Raw genomic sequence first — 16,348 nt, 5'->3', positions numbered from 1 at the left:
CCACCAGCGGTGCTGCGCTGTCGGGGGGCCTGACGCAGCCCTGCCGCCCGCGAGGCCTCATCCGAGCGGACCGGGCCGGCTCGCACGACGGCCGACCGCGCTGAAGGATCGAGGTTCCATGGTCCCAGGGTTGAGAAGCGAGGAGGTCGGCCCGTGACCGGGTGGCACGCGTGCGGCAGGCCGCGCTCCTCCCTGGCCCGGAACCGCCGGATCATGGGAGCCGGCCCCAGTGACGCCGAAAGCACCGGTTCGGCGATGTGCTCATGGCGGCCCAGGTGACAACCCGACGCCCTGTTCATTCCCGGGGTATCCACCATGCCCGGCGCCTGCACGGTCGAAGCGTCGCGCTGATCCTGGTCGTGGGAGGCGGGTTGCTGGGGTGGTTCCTGCCGCTGTGGGAACGGCATCTGCCGACACCAGGTCTGGGATTCGACACCAGTACGGCGCAGGCGACACTCGCCTCTGTCGCGGGCAGCATGATCACGCTGGCGGGCTTCATCGTCACCGCCATCACCCTCATCGTGCAGACCGTCCAGGCCATGTCGCCACGGCTCGTCGCGGCCCTGGGGCACTTCAGCCGCTACCTCGTACTGTTCGGATTGCTGATCGGCACGGCTCTCTACGCGCTGGTCACGCTCAGCCATGTCCGTGGCGACAGCGTCCCGCGCCTGAGCGTGACGCTGGCCGTTGTCCTGGTACTCCTGGACGCTGTCATCGTCCTGCGCCTCCTGGCCTCGCTCCGTCACGCCGTCACCGGCGGCGGTCTCTCCCGAGCCGTCGGGGAACGTCTGCGCGCGGCCGTCGATCTGGCCCATCCCGCGGCCGCCGAGACCGGTCCGGAACCAGGTCCGTTCCACGAGGACCAGGTGAACTCGTTTCCCGCCGTTCATCGGGGGCGGCCCTCCATGATCACGTGGATCGACGAAGAACGCATCACCCGGCTCGCCACCCGCCACCACCTCCGCATCCGCCTCACCCACGCCGTGGGCGACTTCGTCGGGACGGGCCAGGTCGTGGCCGACGTGGAGGCGGAAGGAACAGACACCGATCCGCGCCTGGCGCGTCGGGTCAGCGCCTGCGTCCGCTACGGTCCCAGCCGCAGCCTTCAGCAGGACCCCGCATACGGACTGCGGCTCCTGGCCGACATCGCCATCCGAGCCCTGTCCCCCGGGATCAACGACCCCACCACCGCGGTCCAGGCACTCGACCAGATCGAGAACGCCCTGCTGCGACTCGCGGACCGGCCCCTCGGCCCCGTCTGGCTCGTCGACGCGCACGCCACACCCCGTGTCAGACTGCACGCGCCTCGATGGGACGACCTCGTCTCCCTCGCACTCGACGAGACCCTCCTGTACGGCTCCTCCACCCCGCAAACCGTCCGGCGCCTCAATGCCCTTCTCCGCAGCCTGCTCTCAGCGGCACCCCCGGGCCGCCGGCCACCGATCACCGACCGCACCGAGGCCCTGGAACGTCTCGCCGCCGCACGCCTGCCCGACCCGCTCCTCCACCACATCGCGTCCCAGCCCGACCGGCAGGGCCTCGGCAGCCCCGCTGCACCGCAGGACACTTCCGAGTGACGGTGCCGCACATAAGGTCCTCCGGAGACCGGGGGCTCCGCCGGATATCTCCGCGTCAGCGGGCGGGAGGCGTGCGCAGGGCGAGAACCGCCAGGTCGTCGTGGCCGTCGCTGGGATGCCGGTCCGCCAGGACGTCGCACAACTCCGCCAGCGGAAGACCCACGTGTGCCGCGGCAAGTTCGGCCAGCGTGCGCATGCCGGCGTCGATGGGCCGCTGATGGTGCTCCACCAGCCCGTCGGTGTAGAGCACCACGGTGGTACCGGGCGGCAGCCGGCGCGTGTGATCGCACCGGTGTCCCAGCGGGTCGACGCCCAGGGGCAGATCCGGTTCGAGGGCCAGGTAACGGGCCTGCCCGTCCGGGGTGACCAGCAGGGGCGGGGGATGGCCGGCCGTGCTCCAGGTGAGCGTCCATTCGTCCGGCCCAGCGGGCTCGATCCGGGCGAGGCACGCGGTGGTCAGGCACTGCACGTCGAGTGTGTCCTCGGTGGCGTCCAGCCGCTTCAGGATGGAACTGGGCGGCACCGGACGGTCGCAGAGCAGCGCGCGGAGCATGCTGCGGGTCTGCGCCATGGCCGCCGCGGCATGCAGGTCGTGCCCCGCGACATCACCGATGATCGCGGCACAGGCGCCGTCCGGAAGAACGAACACGTCGTACCAGTCACCACCGATACGTTGAGGCCGGCCCGCCGGCCGATACACCGCGGCAGCCTCGAACGGCCGAAGATCCGGCAGGCGCGGCAGGAACAGACGCTGGAACTCCTCACTCCTGTCCCGTACCCGCTCGAACAGCCGGGCGTTCTCAATCGCCACCCCCGCCGCGCCGGCCAGCGCCACCAGCATCGCCTCGTCCTCCTCGTCGAACGGCAGACCGTCCCGACGCTCGGACAGATACAGATTCCCGTACACCCGCTCCTGCACCCGGACCGCCACCCCCAGCAGCGTCCTCATCGCCGGATGCCCTTCCGGGAAACCCACCGACTGCGGATGACGCGCGATGTCGTCCACCCGCAACGGCTCCGGATGCCGGATCAGATACCCCAGCAACCCCCGCCCTCGCGGCAGCTCCGTCCCCTCAAGCCGCTCCTGCTCCTCCTTGTCCAGCCCCGCCGTGATGAAGTCCGCCAGCCCCACCCCGTCCTCGTCGAGGACACCCAACGCCCCGTATCTGGAACGTGTCACCTCCACCGCGGCCGACACCACCCGCGAGAGCACGACCCCCAGATCCAGCTCCCGGCTGACCGCGAGCATCGCCGCCATCAGCACCTGCAAACGCCGCTGCGCCCTCCCCAGGTCACGCAATTCCGCCGAGATCCTCTGCAGGCCCGGATCCAACGGAAACCGCACACCACCGTCCCCGCCCCTTTCCGCACCACCGACCCCATTCATGAACAAATCCTTGCATAAATCACATGAAGTGCGGTGAAAGCCGCACTTCTCGACCCTCCGTCCGCGCATTCCCTTGTGCGGCCGGCGCGGTGCATGGTCACCAGCCGCCCACCGCTGTCGGGGGAAGGCCGCTCTGGGCTGTCCTTCCGGATCGCCGGTGCGGGCCTGGGGGGCTGGAAAATCCGCACCGCGACGTTTGGGGCGCCAGCTGGACCGGGCACCATAGGCACCGGAGGTATTGCATACAGTATCCTGTCAGGCTAACGTCTACTCATGCTGCTGACCAAGTGCACCGACCCGACACTCCCCATGACCAGCGCACGGCGGAGCTGAGCATGGCGACCTATGGCGACGACGCGACAATGAGGCGGATCCTCACCGCTGCGGGAGACACCTGGGCCCTGGTGGGCCTGTCCGACAACCCCGAACGAGCCGCCTACCGCGTGGCCGAGAAGCTTCAACGCATCGGCAAAAGGGTGGTGCCCGTACACCCGAAGGCCGAGTCAGTGCACGGCGAGCAGGGCTACGCCTCCCTTGCCGAGATCCCCTTCGCGGTCGATGTCGTCGACGTCTTCGTCAACTCGGCCCTCGCCGGGACCATCGCAGACCAGGCCGTGGCCATCGGCGCCAAAGCAGTCTGGTTCCAACTCGGCGTCACAGACACGGCCGCCTACGACAGAACCCGCGAAGCCGGTCTGCTCATGGTCATGGACCGCTCCCCGGGACGCGAAATACCCCGGCTCGGACTGGGCTGACACCGCTCACAAGATCGGGCGCGGACATCCAGGAACTGCCGTCAGGCGGTGAAAGAGGCCTGCGAGTGCGGCACGGTCGGTGGTGATGAAAGTGGGCTTGCCGACCTGCCGCTGCAGAACAGGAGTTGCCGGCGGAGCGCATCCTCAGCGGGCGCGGGATCGCCGGGATGACCCGCCACGACAGCAAGCCGTGGAAGCACCAAGGTCACCGGCATCCTCGACAGCCAGAACATCCACGGGACCAAGGTCTGCATCCGTACCCGACCCGGACGCCGCCGAGAGCGAGGGCGGGCCGAGCCACGTCCGGAGCCGCGATACGACTTATCGGACGGTCCACCCGCGCAGCGTCACAGCGATCTCCTCCACGGTGACCCGGCCGGCCTCCGTGTCGCGGACGAGAGCGGCGGCCTCCTTGGGCGGGTACTCCAGGCGGTGGCCCTGCAGGGCCAGGAACCCAAAGGTGCTGACCCAGGCGAACTGCAGGTTGGAGTGCTCCAGGCAATGGATGCGGGCGAGTTGGTGCAGGAGCGCGGCCGCCTTGAGGTGGTCCGAGCCGTAGCAGTCGCGGTCCATGGCGCTGGAGTGGACGCGGGCCACCGCGGCGTACAGCACCCCCAGTTCGTGCACCTGCGGGTCGCCGTCGATCTGCTCGGCGACGTGCAGCAGGAACGGCACGTCGATGCGGTGGATCACGCGGCGTTCCCGTGGCCGGCCTCGGCGCCGTCCAGCTCGGCCAGGCGGTTGCGCGCGGCCTGGGCCGCAGCACGGCGGTCCGTGTCGGGCCGGTCGTCGCCGAGTTCGGCGAAGGCCTCACGGGTGTACTCCGAGGCCTGCCGGGCGGCGTCGAGGAAGACCCGCTCAACGGCCGTGGCACGGTCGTAGGCCGCGGACAGCACGTACTCCTGCAGGCTCATGTCGGCGGCCTTCGCGGCCGCGGCGATGGCGTCGTACTGCTCCGGGTCGGGGAACCGGAGGCTCATCGCCTTCTTCTCCGATGACGGCTTCATGGTGGCAATGCTACCACTGGTGGCATTACTGGGGAGGGGCAGCCCACCCGCTCAGGCGGGCTTCGTGTCCTGTTCGCCATGGGCGGGGCGACGGTAGGCGCCGTACCACCAGATCCGGGCGAGTTCACGGGCGAGGACGGCGTCATGACTGCCGTCGTCGACTTCGATGTGGTGCGCGATCGCCTGGGCGCCGCCCCACACGATGATCCGGCTGGCGGCAACGGCGTCGAGGTCGGCCGTCGTCATGCCGGCGGCCTGCTCGGACAGTACGGTGCGCAGCGTCGTCTCCTCGAAGCCTTCGAGGTTGGCGGTGTAGAAATCGCTCACAGCGGAGTCGTACGACGCCGCCTCCCGGACCGCCGTGAGCACCCCTTGGTTGGCACGGTGGATCCTGATCACTTCCTCGAAGAACCGGGCGAAGCGGTCTGCTCCGTCCTCGCCTGCGGCAGGGTCCCACTGGCGTGCGAGCGCCAGCAGCGACTCCCGCAGGCCCTCGGTGAGCCGTACCAGGACGTCCGACTTGCTCTGGAAGTGCGCGTAGAACGTGGCCCGGGAGACGCCCGCTTCCTCGAGAAGCTGCTGGACACTGATGTCGGAGAAGGCCGTGCCGGAATCGAGCAGCCGCTCCAGGGTGGACGTCACTTGCGACCGGGTCGCGGCCGACCGCGCGGCATAGCTGTCTGCCTGGCGGCGGGTCACGGGTCGCATCAGGCGTCCTCCGGTGTATGTCGTGCCTCGAACCGACCCGTGCCGCAGTGTCCCTGCGCAGGGGCTCGCTCCATCTTCCCCGGCGTGGAAACGGCCGCACGCCCGATGGGGGCCGGCCTGCGGCTTCGTACGGCCGTGGGGCCGGCCCCCCCATTGTGCACGGGCGTTCCCGGGTCAGCGCACCACGGGAAGGGCGTAGTCCCACAGCCGGTCCGCGGCGGCGGGGTCCACCGACCACTTCGCGACACCCACCATCACGTCGGGGCCCCCGTCGACGACCTCCGACTCCTGATTGTCCTCGAAGTACCGCCCTGTCACGTTGTCCAGGAGCGGCGAAGCGGCCAGCAGCACGGTGGTGGCGGCTCCCTGGGCCGGGGTCTTGAAGTGGTCGGGAGTGACCAGGTTGCCGTCCTCGTCCATGGCACCCAGGGCCTGCATGGTCGCCTGGTCCATGTGGCGGGCCAGGTTGGTGTGGATCACCCCCGGCGCGCAAGCGTTGGCGGCAATGCCGTCCTCTGCCCACCGACTGCTGATCCCGACGGCGAGCAGCACGTCCGCGGTCTTGGACTGCGCGTAGGCGACGAACGGGTTGTAGGCGTGCCGTTCGAACTGCGGGTCGTCGAAGTCGAACCCCGCCCGCAGTTGGGCGCCGGAACTGACCACGACCACACGCGGCTTCTCGGCGGCTCGCAAGGCGGAGTGCAGGCCGACCGCCAGGGCGAAGTGGCCGAGGTAGTTGGTGGCGAGCTGCATCTCCCATCCCTGCGCATTGAGCTGATGAGTCGGGAGCATCATCACGCCGGCGTTGGCGATGAGGCCGTCGAGCGGCCCACTCCAGTCGTCGCAGAAGGCGCGGACGGAAGCCAGGTCGGCCAGGTCGAGTGCGACGGCCCGCGTGCCCGGCAGCTCCTTGACCAGCGGCTCGGCGTCAGCGGGGTTCCGTGTGGCGATCGTGACCTGCGCCCCGGCACCGGAAAGCGCGCGCACCGTCTCGACACCGAGACCGGACGACCCCCCGGTGACGATCATCCGGCGCCCACTGAGGTCGACTCCGTCGAGTACCTCAGCAGCGGTGGCCCGCATGCCGAACGGCGTGGTGATGAGCGTCATAGCTGTGCCCTGCCTTCACAAGAACTGGTTCCTTGCCCGGCCGGTGAGATCACTCCCCGCTTCGGTCCAGGCGTCACTGGAGAGAAACCATACATGGTGTTCAGACTCTCGTTCTCAGGCCCCGGGCCAGGCGCCGCAGCGGGTGAGACATGGCTCATACGGGGGAAAGGGGCGGGCGTACGTGAAGTGCAGCCCCGCCCCAAGACGGCCCGCCACCGCGGTCACGGCTGCACCCGGACCGCGTCGCCCCCCTCCCCCACCGGCCGCCGTGGCCCCGCGCCGACCACCGAACCCGGAACGCGCCCCTGTGCACACGGACACCGGCGGACCCTGCCCGCGCACTGCCGGCGGGCCCGCCGACGAAGCCGATGACGCCCAACCCGCACATCCCCACCACGGGGTGGTGGCACGACGGGCCCCACCGTCAGATCACTTGGTGGCGTAGACAGCCGTGTAGCCCCCGATGAGGGGACGGGCCACCGTCGTGGAGAAGCCCGCCGCCTCCAGCCAATGAGTGGCATCGGCGACGGTGTACTCGGAGCCGGCTTCCGTGTCGATGAGCATGTTCAGCGACACCAGCAAACCGTAGGTGTTGTGCCGCCTGCCGTCGTCGATCATGGCGTCGTAGACGATGAGCGTGCCTCCCGCCGGCAGGGCCTCGTACGCCTTGCGGAGCAGGAACTGCCGTTGCTCGGGGGCCCAGTCGTGCAGGATCTGCCCCATGACGTAGACATCGGCCGGAGGAAGGGGGTCGGCGAAGAAGTCGCCACTGTGGAAGGAGAGGCGGTCGCCCAGCTCGCGCGCATGCGCGGATTCCTCGAACACCGGCCGCACCTGGGGCAGTTCGAAGACCGTTCCGGTCATCTCGGGGTGCGATCGCAGTACGGCCGCGGGTACCGCCCCCAGAGCGCCGCCGAGGTCGACCACGTGCCGGCGGCCGGTCCAGTCGAAGTCGGCGGCGAGTGCACCGGCGAGGGGGGTGCTGACTCCGTTCATGCCGTTGAGGAAGTTGCGCCAGGCAACGGGGTCTTGGCTCAGCGTGGCGAAGAAGGGGGCCCCGGTGAGCGTGACCTCGTTCTGCTGGGTGCCGGTTCGCAGGGCATCGGTGAGGTTGTCCCAGAAACCGAAGAGGCGGGCATTGGCCATCTCCAGGATTCCACCGACGTACGAGGGCTTGGCCCGGTCCAGGAACACGTCCGACGCGGGGCTGTTGCGGTACACGCCGTCATCGTCGCGTTCCAGCATGCCCAGCGACACCAGGGCGTCGAGGAAGTCCGCCGACGACCTGGGGTGAAGGCCCACTTCCCCGGCAAGCGACGCGCGGTCCCTACCGCCCCGCGCAAGGGTCGTGAACACCCCCAGTTCCACCGCGCTCAGCAGCGTTTTCGACGCCATGAATCCCAGGCCCAGCTGCAGGATCGGCTCGGGGGTGATCGCATCGCCGGCCGTCGGGCCGGCGGTCGCACCGGTGTCGGCGACGACCCCGGCCTTGCTTTCGGAGTGCAGTTCCATGAAGCTCCATTGTGGATTGATCAATACAGAATTACGGCAGGCGGAACCCGGCATGCGCCGCACAAGCCGGAGCCCGACCATGGCCGCCCGCCGGGCGACGCCCATCCCCACCGCGAGACGTCCGGAACGCGGGCCCGCCCCAGCCGACCACGATCAGGGTCAAGCGTTCGCTCCGCCTCACGGGGAAGGCTAACACGATTCTGGATTGATCAATAAAGTTATCGATGGTGCCATGCCCCGCAGGTCGCAGCAGACGGTCACGCGACGACGCCGAAGCCCGGACGAGCCGTCGGCACGACGGTCCGTCCGGGCTTCGGCGCGAGCGCCCTGAGTCAGGCCTTCTTGAGCGTGAAGTCATTCACCAGGGCGTCGCCCTTCGCGACCGTCGGCTGGTAGCCGTCCTTCGCGACGATGACGGTCAGCGGACTGTTACGGGCGTCGGAGTGTCCTCCTGCTGCCGGGGCGGCGAGTGGTGCCGGCTGATGCGGCGTCGCCTGTGCGGGAGTCTGCACTCCCAGCACGACCAGTGCGGCCGCGCTGAGCACGGCCAGGAGGGCGGACAGTCCGCGCCTGGTGGACCAGGAGGTCCTCGGGGGGTGCAATGCGGTCTCCGGAAGAGTCGTTCATGTGCCGATGCGGAGGTGCCCCACCGGCGACGAAGCGAGTTTCGCCGAAGCCAGTCCTAATAAAAATGGAAATCGCTGTCAAGATGGACTGTGTCAGGACGCAGGCATGCGGATGTGCCGCCACGAGCTACCGGTGTCGGGACGGCACCGGGCGGCGGAACAGTGGGCGAGGCGAATTCGCCATGTCTCAGCGGGACTTGGCACCAGGCCCGCAGGCAGCCAACAAGGCTGCCTGCGCTCATACCCGGAGTCGTCCTCGGCTGAGTCGGGCCGATCAGGCTCATGACACGGTGAGCGTGGAAGGCGAGGGAGGAGATCGGGGAAGGGTCGTTGACGCGGCGGCGCACCAGCAGTGGATGGACGAAGCCGAGCCGCGGACCGTCGGTCGCGCCGCAGGGCCGGGTGACTCCGCCCCGGCCCGTTGCCGAAGGACCGGCGTTCGAAGATCAGCGGTACCCGTCCGGCTGGGCATCGAGCCGCAGCGATGATCGGCGGATCCTCGCCCTGCGGCACCGGACGGCGTCAGTGCACAGCCGGCGGGCACGTACGAGTTCCGCCGGCAGGCGCCTCATCGCATGGCATCGAGGACTTCGTCGGTCGACAGCAATGCATGGGCGAAGAAGCGGTAGTTGATGATCGCCGCCTGATATCCGTCGCCCCAGACCGGGTGGCGGGGTCCGGCTGTTGCATCCCTGACCACGGTGACCTCGAATCCCTCCTCGATGAGGTGACGCATATGGGACTCGACGCACATGTTCGCCAGCATGCCGCCGAGAATGATGCGCTGCATTCCCCGCTTGCGCAGTTGCAGTACCAAGTCGTTGCTTTCCGGCCCGAACACCTTGTGCGGGCTGGCAACGACCGTTCTTCCGTCTTCGATATAGGGCTTGAAGCGCTCCACCCAGTCCGCACCGGAGTTCCGGAAACCCGTCAGATCGAGCTGTCCCGCACGTGCGAACGTGTGGTTCTCCAGCTCGCTGGTCTCGAGGGGGCCGTTCATTCGCCATCCGCTGTCGGTCGGATAGAAGTAATGGGGCGAGATGAAGACCTCGTATCCGCCCGCCTTCGCCGCCTCGAAGATTCTCTCCATGTTTTCGACGGTCCTGTTCTCCGTGACGCTCGCCCCCACCGCGTCCCAGGCAGCTCCGTCCTCGCTCAGCACGTCGTTCTGCGGGTCGATGAACACAACGGCCGTGTCGGTCTTCGAGATTTCCACCTGTGCTCCTCACGCGATACGCACCACTGGTGTGACGAATATTCCGGTATCGCGGGGTGTCCTGCCGAAGCACATTCCGGTCCGGAAAGACGATGTCTCTTCCTTGTCCGGTGCGGATTGTTACGACACCAAGCGACAGCACTCGAGTTCCGCGCTCACCTCGGGATGCAGGCCCTGGGGGGCGCTTTCCCGGCCACTCGGCCCTCCTCCCCACCCTGCACCATCTCGGGGCGTTCCGCATCGGTGCGTTGCTGCACCCCGGTCACCGCCCCTGCCGTCCCACGATGCGGTCGGCCTGTTTTGGTCGGTGGCGGCGGGCTGAGCCCTCGGGGCCGCACAACGCCGGTTCGGTGTCGTCGATTACGCCGTTGGAAGCAGGTGAACGACTCCACGCAACCGAGCACGACGGGCGGACGGGACTGTTCCGGACCGAGTTGGCGCACTCACGGAACGTCTCAGGATGCGCCGCGATGAGCGGCCTACCATGATTTACCGAAAGAGCGCCAGTTCACACAGACACGGAGGGAGAGAGCGCAGAATCATATCCCGCCAGAATTCAGGAATGAGCATGACCGAAACTTTTCCATCCCGCGAGGAGTGGATCGCCGGGGGCAGCCGCCGACCCCTCCCCGGATTCCCGCATGCGGTATTCGTGCGACAGGACGGGCCCGTGTCCGGCCGTCCCGTGACCCTGTTGCACGGTTTTCCCACCTCCTCGCACGACTGGGGTGCCGTAGTCCCCTACCTCGTGGCTGCCGGGTGCCGGGTGACAACAGCGGACTTCCTAGGTTTCGGTGAGAGCGACAAGCCGTACCCCCATGACTATTCGGTATGTGAGCAGGCCGACCTCGTCGAAGCCCTCTGGCGGCTCACCGGCCGTGAGACGACTGCCCTGGTCGCCCACGACTACGGGGTGTCCGTCGCGCAGGAACTGCTGGCCCGGGAACCGGCCAGGGTGACGTCCATGATGTGGTTCAACGGAGGCATCTGGCCCGATTTGCATCATCCGATCCCCGAGCAGAACCTCCTTGCCGGCCCAGGCGGTACGGAGGCAGCACGCCACGTGGACGAGGAAAAGTTCACCGCAGCCATCAAGCGCCTCACCGGCGAACGGCCCCTGCCGGCCGACCTGCTGCACGACATGTGGCTCGGCGCACGCTCACGTGACGGCTTCAGAATCCTGCCGTCGCTCCTGAATTACATGCAAGAACGCAGGGAGAACAGCACCCGCTGGACCGGGACACTGTGCACCTACCAGGGCGACCAGCACTTCATCTGGGGACCGGCCGACCCCGTCAGCGGCGCACACGTGATTCCCCGTATCCTCGAGGTCGTGCCCCACGCGGCGCTCACCGTCCTGGACAAGGCTCCGGCAGTCGGCCACTTCCCCCAGGTGGAAGCACCCGAAATCGTCGGCCCACTCCTCGCGGACTGGCTGGGAGACCACACGTGAGTGGGCCTGCGGACCAAGCTTCTGCGGGCGGGCGCGTCAGGTGTTCTCCAGGCCGCCGTCGACGGTGAGGACCTGGCCGGTGACCCATTCCACCGCGGGGTCGGCGAGCCGGAGCACCCACACGGCGACCTCCTCCGGCCGGCCGCGGCGGCCGAGGGGGATGCGGGCGGCCTCGGCGTCCTTGATCTCCTGGACTTCGGCCGGGGAGAAGCCGGAAGAGGCCAGTGCGCCGGACTCAACGGGCCCAGGGGCGACGGCGTTCACCCGTATGCCCTCCGGGGCGAGTTCGAGCGCCCAGCTACGGGTCAGGTGCTCGATCGCCGCCTTCGACGCACCGTAGTGACTCGCGACGGCAAGGGGACGGTGCCCGAAGGTGCTCGCGATGTTGATGATCGACCCGCGGGACTGGGCCAGGTACGGCAGTGCGGCGCCGGCGAGCAGGCTGGGGGCGACGACGTTGGTGTCGAAGATCTGCCTGACGCGGTCGGCCGCCACCTCGCGCAGCGGCATGGACATGAAGACGCCGGCGTTGTTGACCAGGACGTCCAGGCGGCCCCAGCGGTCCATGGCAGTTCGGATGATCGACTGGGGTACGTCCTGCTCGCTGATGTCGCAGCGGATGGTCTCGATCGAGGGGTGTGCGTCGGAGAGCTCGGCGAGAGCCTGTGCATTGCGGCCGGTCCCGAGGACGGCTGCCCCGGCATCGGCGAAGGACATGGCCGCTGCACGGCCGATTCCCGAGCTCGCGCCGGTCACGATCACCACTCGGCCGGTGAAGTCGACTGCCGGACGATTCGACATGGTCGGACCCTTCAATTGGTACGTGGACTGGGAGCACCCGAGCCGCCGGAGTCACAGACGTACGGCCACCGCGGCGGTACGGTCCTCGTGGTCGATGAGCCTTGTCGTGGGCTGCACGTGCCCCGACATCCGCTGCCGGGGCGGCAGGCGGACCACGGGCGTCCGTCGCACAGCCCTGATTGCCGACGACCTGAGGTATTTGTCTGTCGGGGTACTAGACCGGACGGCGCTCCGGTCTGTGACACGTTGGCCGCAGGGCAGTGTGCGACGGCCCAGCCGGCATGACGGCTGACCTGTTCAGCCGGCCCGGGTGAGCACGGCCGGCGGCTCTTGAGTCTCCACCGACTGGAAGGCCCACACTCCTGACGTGAACGACGACAGCCTTCCGCTGCTGACCATCGGGCAGCTGGCCCGGCGTACCGGCATGCCGGTACGCACGATCCGCTACTGGTCCGACCTCGGCGTCGTGCCCCCGGCCGACCGGTCCGGCGGCGGCTACCGACTCTACGACGCCGAGGGCGTGGCCCGCCTCCAGCTCGTGCGCACCTTGCGTGAGCTGGGGCTCGGGCTGGAAGAGGTGCGCCAGGTCGTGGAGCGGGAGGCCACCGTCGCCGAGGTCGCCGCCGCACATGTGCAGGCCCTGGACGTACAGATCCGCGCCCTGCGGCTGAACCGGGCCGTCCTTGCCACGGTGGCCGGACGGCAGTCCGACACGGAGGAAATGGAACTCATGAACCACCTCGCACGGCTCTCCGCCCAGGAGCGAACAGCGATCATCGAGGACTTCGCCCGTGAGGTCTTCGACGGCCTCGATGCCGATCCTCTCCTTCAGGCCCGGGTACGCAGCCTGCCCCCGCAGCTTCCCGACGACCCGACCCCGCAACAGGTCGACGCATGGATCGAACTGGCCGAACTGGTCGCCGACCCCGCTTTCCGCACCCGCATGCGGCACATGATGGAGCGCCACGCCCAGGGGCGAGGAGACCGGAACGGGCCAGCCCGGCAGCCCGGCGCCTTCCTGTTCTTCGCCCAGAAGATCGCCCTGCTCGTCACCCCGGCCCGAGAGAACGGCACGGATCCAGCGTCCGACGAGGCCGCCACCGTGCTCGACGACCTCTTGGGTACGGGGCCCGGGTCGCCTCGCCGTAGCGACGTCCTGGAACGGATCGAGGCCGCCCTGGACACGCAGGCCGACAGGTACGAACACCTCCTGGCGGTCATCCGGGGTGAGGAGCCCGGGCCCGCGGCGAACCCCGACCACCACTGGCTGGCACAGGCCCTGCGGGCGCGCAGCTGATGCCGGGCGGCTATGACCCGAACTTGGTCCATCGGCCTTCGGAGACCACCTCGACGACGCCGTCGACCACCTTGATGGCCGTCTGTTCGTCGATGGCGTAGGCCGGGACGCCGATGTCGGCGGCCCACCGCTCCGCGTCGGCCATGGTGTTGCCCGGGAAGGCGTCCAGGTGCGGGAAGATCGAGAAGTCGACGACTCCCAGGGTGCGGTCGTCCGGCGCGGACGCCCACTCGACGAAGTACGCACCGATCCGCGGTGTCATCACCATGCTTCCGGCGCTGACTCCCACCCAGACCGTGTCGGGCAGTGCGGGCAGCAGGTCGGCCACTCCGGACTCGCGCATCCAGTGGCACAGGTACGTCGCGTCGCCGCCGTCGACCAGGAGCACGTCGGCCTCCCGGATCCAGGGGACGTACCGCTCGGCGCCGATGGTGGGGAGTGCGGTGAGCTCGAGGACGCCGAGCGACGCCCAGCCCAGGCCGGTCAGGTGCTGCCACGTGGGCTCGGCGGCCAAGAGGCCCCGCACCGACGTCGGACCGCACATCGGGTGACCCCATTGTGCTGTCGGGACGCAGAGGGCGTGGGATTCGGCGATCGGCTTGCCGAGAAGCTTCACGAGCGCCGTGCGGATGCTCGGGTTCGTGACGCCGCCTGACGTGAGCAAGAGCTTCAAGGTTCCTCCGGTTTTCGCGCGCAAAGGGATGTCCTGAAGACCTCAAAACTTGCCGGAACTCATCGGAGTTCGGGCAGACGTGAATGCGCTAGGCCTTTCGGCCCGGTGGGCAGCGACCCCACCGGTCCGAAAGGCCCACGCAGGGCGGGTCGGGTCAGACGGTGAGGCGATCGGCCATGAGCTTGGCGAAGCGCGCCGGGTCCTTCAGCGCGCCGCCTTCGGCGATGAGGGCCATGCCGTAGAGGAGTTCCGCGATGTCGCCGAGGCCGGCGTCGGCCGGGTCCCCGCCATGTTCGGCGTGGGCCTTGTTGAGGCTGCCGACCAGCGGGTGGCCCGGGTTGAGTTCGAGGATGCGCTTGGTGTGCGGGACGTCCTGGCCCATGGCCCGGTACATGTTCTCCAGCGCCGGGGTGATGTCGTGCGTGTCGGAGACGAGGCAGGCCGGGGAGACGGTCAGGCGGGTGGACAGCCGGACCTCCTTCACGTCCTGGGTGAGTACCTCGGTCATCCAGGACAGCAGGCCGGTGTACTCCTTCTGCTGGTTCTCGCGATCGCTGACGGTCTGCGTGTCCTGCTCGCCGGCGTCCAGGTTGACCTCGCCCTTCGCCACCGAGCGCAGCTGCTTGCCGTCGAAGGCGGGCACCGCGGTGACCCACACCTCGTCGACGGAGTCGGTCAGCAGCAGTACCTCGATGCCCTTCGCGCGGAAGGCCTCCATGTGCGGGGAGTTCTCGACGGCCTCCCGGGAGTCGCCGGTCAGGTAGTAGATCTCCTCCTGGCCCTCCTTCATGCGCTCCACGTACTGCGCCAGCGTGGTCGGCGCTTCCGCGTCGTGCGTGGAGGCGAAGGAGCACAGCGACAGCAGGGTGTCCCGGTTGTCGAAGTCGCTGAGCAGGCCCTCCTTCAGCACGGAGCCGAACTCGCGCCACACGGTGGCGTAGCGGTCGGGTGCGCCGGTCATCAGGTCCTTGAGGGTGGACAGGACCTTCTTGGTCAGACGCCGGTGGATCATCTGGATCTGCCGGTCCTGCTGCAAGATCTCGCGGGAGACGTTGAGCGAGAGGTCCTGCGCGTCCACGACGCCCTTGACGAAGCGCAGATAGGGCGGCAGCAGTTCCTCGCAGTCGTCCATGATGTGGACGCGCTTCACATACAGCTGCAGGCCGCGCCGCTGATCGGCGGTGAACAGGTCGTGCGGGGCGTGGGAGGGGATGAACAGCAGCGCCTGGTACTCGAAGGTGCCCTCGGCCCGCAGCAGGATGGTCTCGGCCGGGTCCAGCCAGTCGTGGGCCAGGTGCTTGTACAGCTCGTGGTACTCCTCCTCGGTCACCTCCTCCTTCGAGCGTGCCCACAGCGCCTTCATCGAGTTCACGGTCTCCGGCGCGGCAGCCTGCTCGCCTCCGTCGTCCTCCGGGTCGGCGGCCGCCGCCGGGGCCTGTGCCGGCATGCGGATGGGCCAGGTGATGAAGTCCGAGTACCGCTTGACGATCTCCCGGAGTTTCCAGCCGTCGGTGTAGTCGTGCAGCTGGTTCTCCGCGTCGACGGGCTTGAGGTGCAGCGTCACGGCCGTCCCCTGCGGCGCGTCGTCGGCGGCCTCGACCGTGTACGTTCCCTCACCGCGCGAGGTCCAGCGGGTTCCCCGGCTCTCCCCCGCCCTCCGGGTCACCACGGTGACCTCGTCGGCGACCATGAAGGCCGAGTAGAACCCGACGCCGAACTGGCCGATCAGGCCGGCCGCGGCATCCGCGTCCTTGGTGTCCTTCAGCTCCTGCAGCAGCCTCGCCGTCCCGGAACTGGCGATCGTGCCGATGAGGGACACGACCTCGTCGCGGGACATGCCCACCCCGTTGTCGCGGACCGTCAGCGTCCGCGCCTGAACGTCCGCGTCCAGGGCGATGTGCAGGTCGGAGACGTCCGCGCCGAGTGCGTCGTTCTGCAACGACTCCAGGCGCAGCTTGTCCAGCGCGTCGGAGGCGTTGGAAACCAGTTCCCGCAGAAAGACATCCTTGTTCGAATACATCGAATGGATCATCAACTGCAGCAGCTGACGCGCTTCCACCTGGAACTCGTGGATCTCAGCGGACATGACGAGCGAACCCTCCAAAGATCTGTGGCCTACTACCGCACGCACTCTAGACCCGTACTTCGCGGGTCGTTGATTCGTATGGTGTGACCGGTCCGGGAGTGTCCTGGGCCGGTCGTATGGCGTTGGTCGGGGTGTGTCGA

The 16,348-nt window shown here is 68.5% G+C and carries 15 protein-coding genes; 4 read left to right on the top strand and 11 right to left on the bottom strand.

Annotation, left to right across the window (positions count from 1 at the left end):
* Window positions 1-263 precede the first annotated feature (263 nt).
* Entirely contained in the window at window positions 264-1,577 is a 1,314-nt protein-coding gene (locus ABZ883_RS39390) for a DUF2254 family protein (RefSeq protein ID WP_360915801.1), read from the top strand.
* A gap of 55 nt (window positions 1,578-1,632) precedes the next feature.
* Here ABZ883_RS39390 and ABZ883_RS39385 read toward each other — a convergent pair whose 3' ends face one another.
* On the bottom strand, window positions 1,633-2,964 hold the full coding sequence (locus ABZ883_RS39385) for a GAF domain-containing SpoIIE family protein phosphatase (RefSeq protein WP_360915798.1): 1,332 nt from the start codon (window positions 2,962-2,964) through the stop codon (window positions 1,633-1,635).
* 335 nt (window positions 2,965-3,299) lie between these two features.
* Here ABZ883_RS39385 and ABZ883_RS39380 point away from each other — a divergent pair, with 335 nt between their 5' ends.
* Entirely contained in the window at window positions 3,300-3,719 is a 420-nt protein-coding gene (locus ABZ883_RS39380; protein WP_360915795.1) for a CoA-binding protein, read from the top strand.
* A 321-nt stretch (window positions 3,720-4,040) separates the two neighbouring features.
* Here ABZ883_RS39380 and ABZ883_RS39375 read toward each other — a convergent pair whose 3' ends face one another.
* The 7 genes from ABZ883_RS39375 to ABZ883_RS39345 all read right to left on the bottom strand — a co-directional run bounded on the left by ABZ883_RS39375 (window position 4,041) and on the right by ABZ883_RS39345 (window position 9,898).
* On the bottom strand, window positions 4,041-4,412 hold the full coding sequence (locus tag ABZ883_RS39375) for a fic family toxin-antitoxin system, toxin component (RefSeq protein ID WP_360915792.1): 372 nt from the start codon (window positions 4,410-4,412) through the stop codon (window positions 4,041-4,043).
* Complete coding sequence (locus ABZ883_RS39370; protein WP_360915789.1) at window positions 4,409-4,726, bottom strand: hypothetical protein; 318 nt, start codon at window positions 4,724-4,726, stop codon at window positions 4,409-4,411. The genes ABZ883_RS39375 and ABZ883_RS39370 overlap by 4 nt, the downstream gene beginning before the upstream one ends.
* A gap of 51 nt (window positions 4,727-4,777) precedes the next feature.
* Window positions 4,778-5,434 carry a TetR/AcrR family transcriptional regulator gene (locus ABZ883_RS39365; protein ID WP_360915786.1) on the bottom strand — a complete coding sequence of 219 codons (657 nt, stop codon included), beginning with the start codon at window positions 5,432-5,434 and terminating at the stop codon, window positions 4,778-4,780.
* 174 nt (window positions 5,435-5,608) lie between these two features.
* Window positions 5,609-6,544 carry an SDR family NAD(P)-dependent oxidoreductase gene (locus ABZ883_RS39360; protein ID WP_360915783.1) on the bottom strand — a complete coding sequence of 312 codons (936 nt, stop codon included), beginning with the start codon at window positions 6,542-6,544 and terminating at the stop codon, window positions 5,609-5,611.
* Between the two features lie 429 nt (window positions 6,545-6,973).
* A complete protein-coding gene (locus ABZ883_RS39355) occupies window positions 6,974-8,056 on the bottom strand; it encodes a methyltransferase (protein WP_360915780.1) in 1,083 nt (360 codons plus the stop codon).
* Window positions 8,057-8,388: 332 nt separating this feature from the next.
* Complete coding sequence (locus ABZ883_RS39350) at window positions 8,389-8,658, bottom strand: hypothetical protein (RefSeq protein WP_360915777.1); 270 nt, start codon at window positions 8,656-8,658, stop codon at window positions 8,389-8,391.
* A gap of 592 nt (window positions 8,659-9,250) precedes the next feature.
* Window positions 9,251-9,898 (bottom strand): cysteine hydrolase, encoded by a 648-nt coding sequence (locus tag ABZ883_RS39345; protein WP_360915774.1) that lies wholly within the window; start codon window positions 9,896-9,898, stop codon window positions 9,251-9,253.
* 562 nt (window positions 9,899-10,460) lie between these two features.
* Between ABZ883_RS39345 and ABZ883_RS39340 the strand changes: the two genes are divergently transcribed.
* Window positions 10,461-11,351, top strand: coding sequence for an alpha/beta hydrolase (locus ABZ883_RS39340; protein ID WP_360915771.1), 891 nt, complete (start codon window positions 10,461-10,463; stop codon window positions 11,349-11,351).
* Between the two features lie 36 nt (window positions 11,352-11,387).
* Here ABZ883_RS39340 and ABZ883_RS39335 read toward each other — a convergent pair whose 3' ends face one another.
* The gene (locus tag ABZ883_RS39335; RefSeq protein WP_360915768.1) at window positions 11,388-12,152 is read right to left on the bottom strand and encodes an SDR family oxidoreductase; all 765 of its coding nucleotides are present in this window, start codon (window positions 12,150-12,152) and stop codon (window positions 11,388-11,390) included.
* 367 nt (window positions 12,153-12,519) lie between these two features.
* Between ABZ883_RS39335 and ABZ883_RS39330 the strand changes: the two genes are divergently transcribed.
* Window positions 12,520-13,449 (top strand): MerR family transcriptional regulator, encoded by a 930-nt coding sequence (locus tag ABZ883_RS39330; RefSeq protein ID WP_360915765.1) that lies wholly within the window; start codon window positions 12,520-12,522, stop codon window positions 13,447-13,449.
* A 10-nt stretch (window positions 13,450-13,459) separates the two neighbouring features.
* Here ABZ883_RS39330 and ABZ883_RS39325 read toward each other — a convergent pair whose 3' ends face one another.
* Window positions 13,460-14,122 (bottom strand): Type 1 glutamine amidotransferase-like domain-containing protein, encoded by a 663-nt coding sequence (locus tag ABZ883_RS39325; protein WP_360915761.1) that lies wholly within the window; start codon window positions 14,120-14,122, stop codon window positions 13,460-13,462.
* 154 nt (window positions 14,123-14,276) lie between these two features.
* Window positions 14,277-16,208 carry a molecular chaperone HtpG gene (gene htpG / locus ABZ883_RS39320; protein ID WP_360915757.1) on the bottom strand — a complete coding sequence of 644 codons (1,932 nt, stop codon included), beginning with the start codon at window positions 16,206-16,208 and terminating at the stop codon, window positions 14,277-14,279.
* Between the last annotated feature and the right edge of the window lie 140 nt (window positions 16,209-16,348).

The organism is Streptomyces sp. NPDC046977, from assembly GCF_040644455.1.
Classification (GTDB): domain Bacteria; phylum Actinomycetota; class Actinomycetes; order Streptomycetales; family Streptomycetaceae; genus Actinacidiphila.
This window is presented reverse-complemented; position numbering and strand designations above follow the sequence as displayed.

Excerpts from the sequence above, each read along its gene's own strand:
- ABZ883_RS39385 (WP_360915798.1), bottom strand. The coding sequence starts at position 2,964 with ATGAATGGGGTCGGTGGTGCGGAAAGGGGCGGGGACGGTGGTGTGCGG.
- ABZ883_RS39340 (WP_360915771.1), top strand. The coding sequence starts at position 10,461 with ATGAGCATGACCGAAACTTTTCCATCCCGCGAGGAGTGGATCGCCGGG.
- ABZ883_RS39370 (WP_360915789.1), bottom strand. The coding sequence starts at position 4,726 with ATGAAGCCGTCATCGGAGAAGAAGGCGATGAGCCTCCGGTTCCCCGAC.
- htpG (WP_360915757.1), bottom strand. The coding sequence starts at position 16,208 with ATGTCCGCTGAGATCCACGAGTTCCAGGTGGAAGCGCGTCAGCTGCTG.
- ABZ883_RS39365 (WP_360915786.1), bottom strand. The coding sequence starts at position 5,434 with ATGCGACCCGTGACCCGCCGCCAGGCAGACAGCTATGCCGCGCGGTCG.
- ABZ883_RS39380 (WP_360915795.1), top strand. The coding sequence starts at position 3,300 with ATGGCGACCTATGGCGACGACGCGACAATGAGGCGGATCCTCACCGCT.
- ABZ883_RS39390 (WP_360915801.1), top strand. The coding sequence starts at position 264 with ATGGCGGCCCAGGTGACAACCCGACGCCCTGTTCATTCCCGGGGTATC.
- ABZ883_RS39335 (WP_360915768.1), bottom strand. The coding sequence starts at position 12,152 with ATGTCGAATCGTCCGGCAGTCGACTTCACCGGCCGAGTGGTGATCGTG.
- ABZ883_RS39360 (WP_360915783.1), bottom strand. The coding sequence starts at position 6,544 with ATGACGCTCATCACCACGCCGTTCGGCATGCGGGCCACCGCTGCTGAG.
- ABZ883_RS39355 (WP_360915780.1), bottom strand. The coding sequence starts at position 8,056 with ATGGAACTGCACTCCGAAAGCAAGGCCGGGGTCGTCGCCGACACCGGT.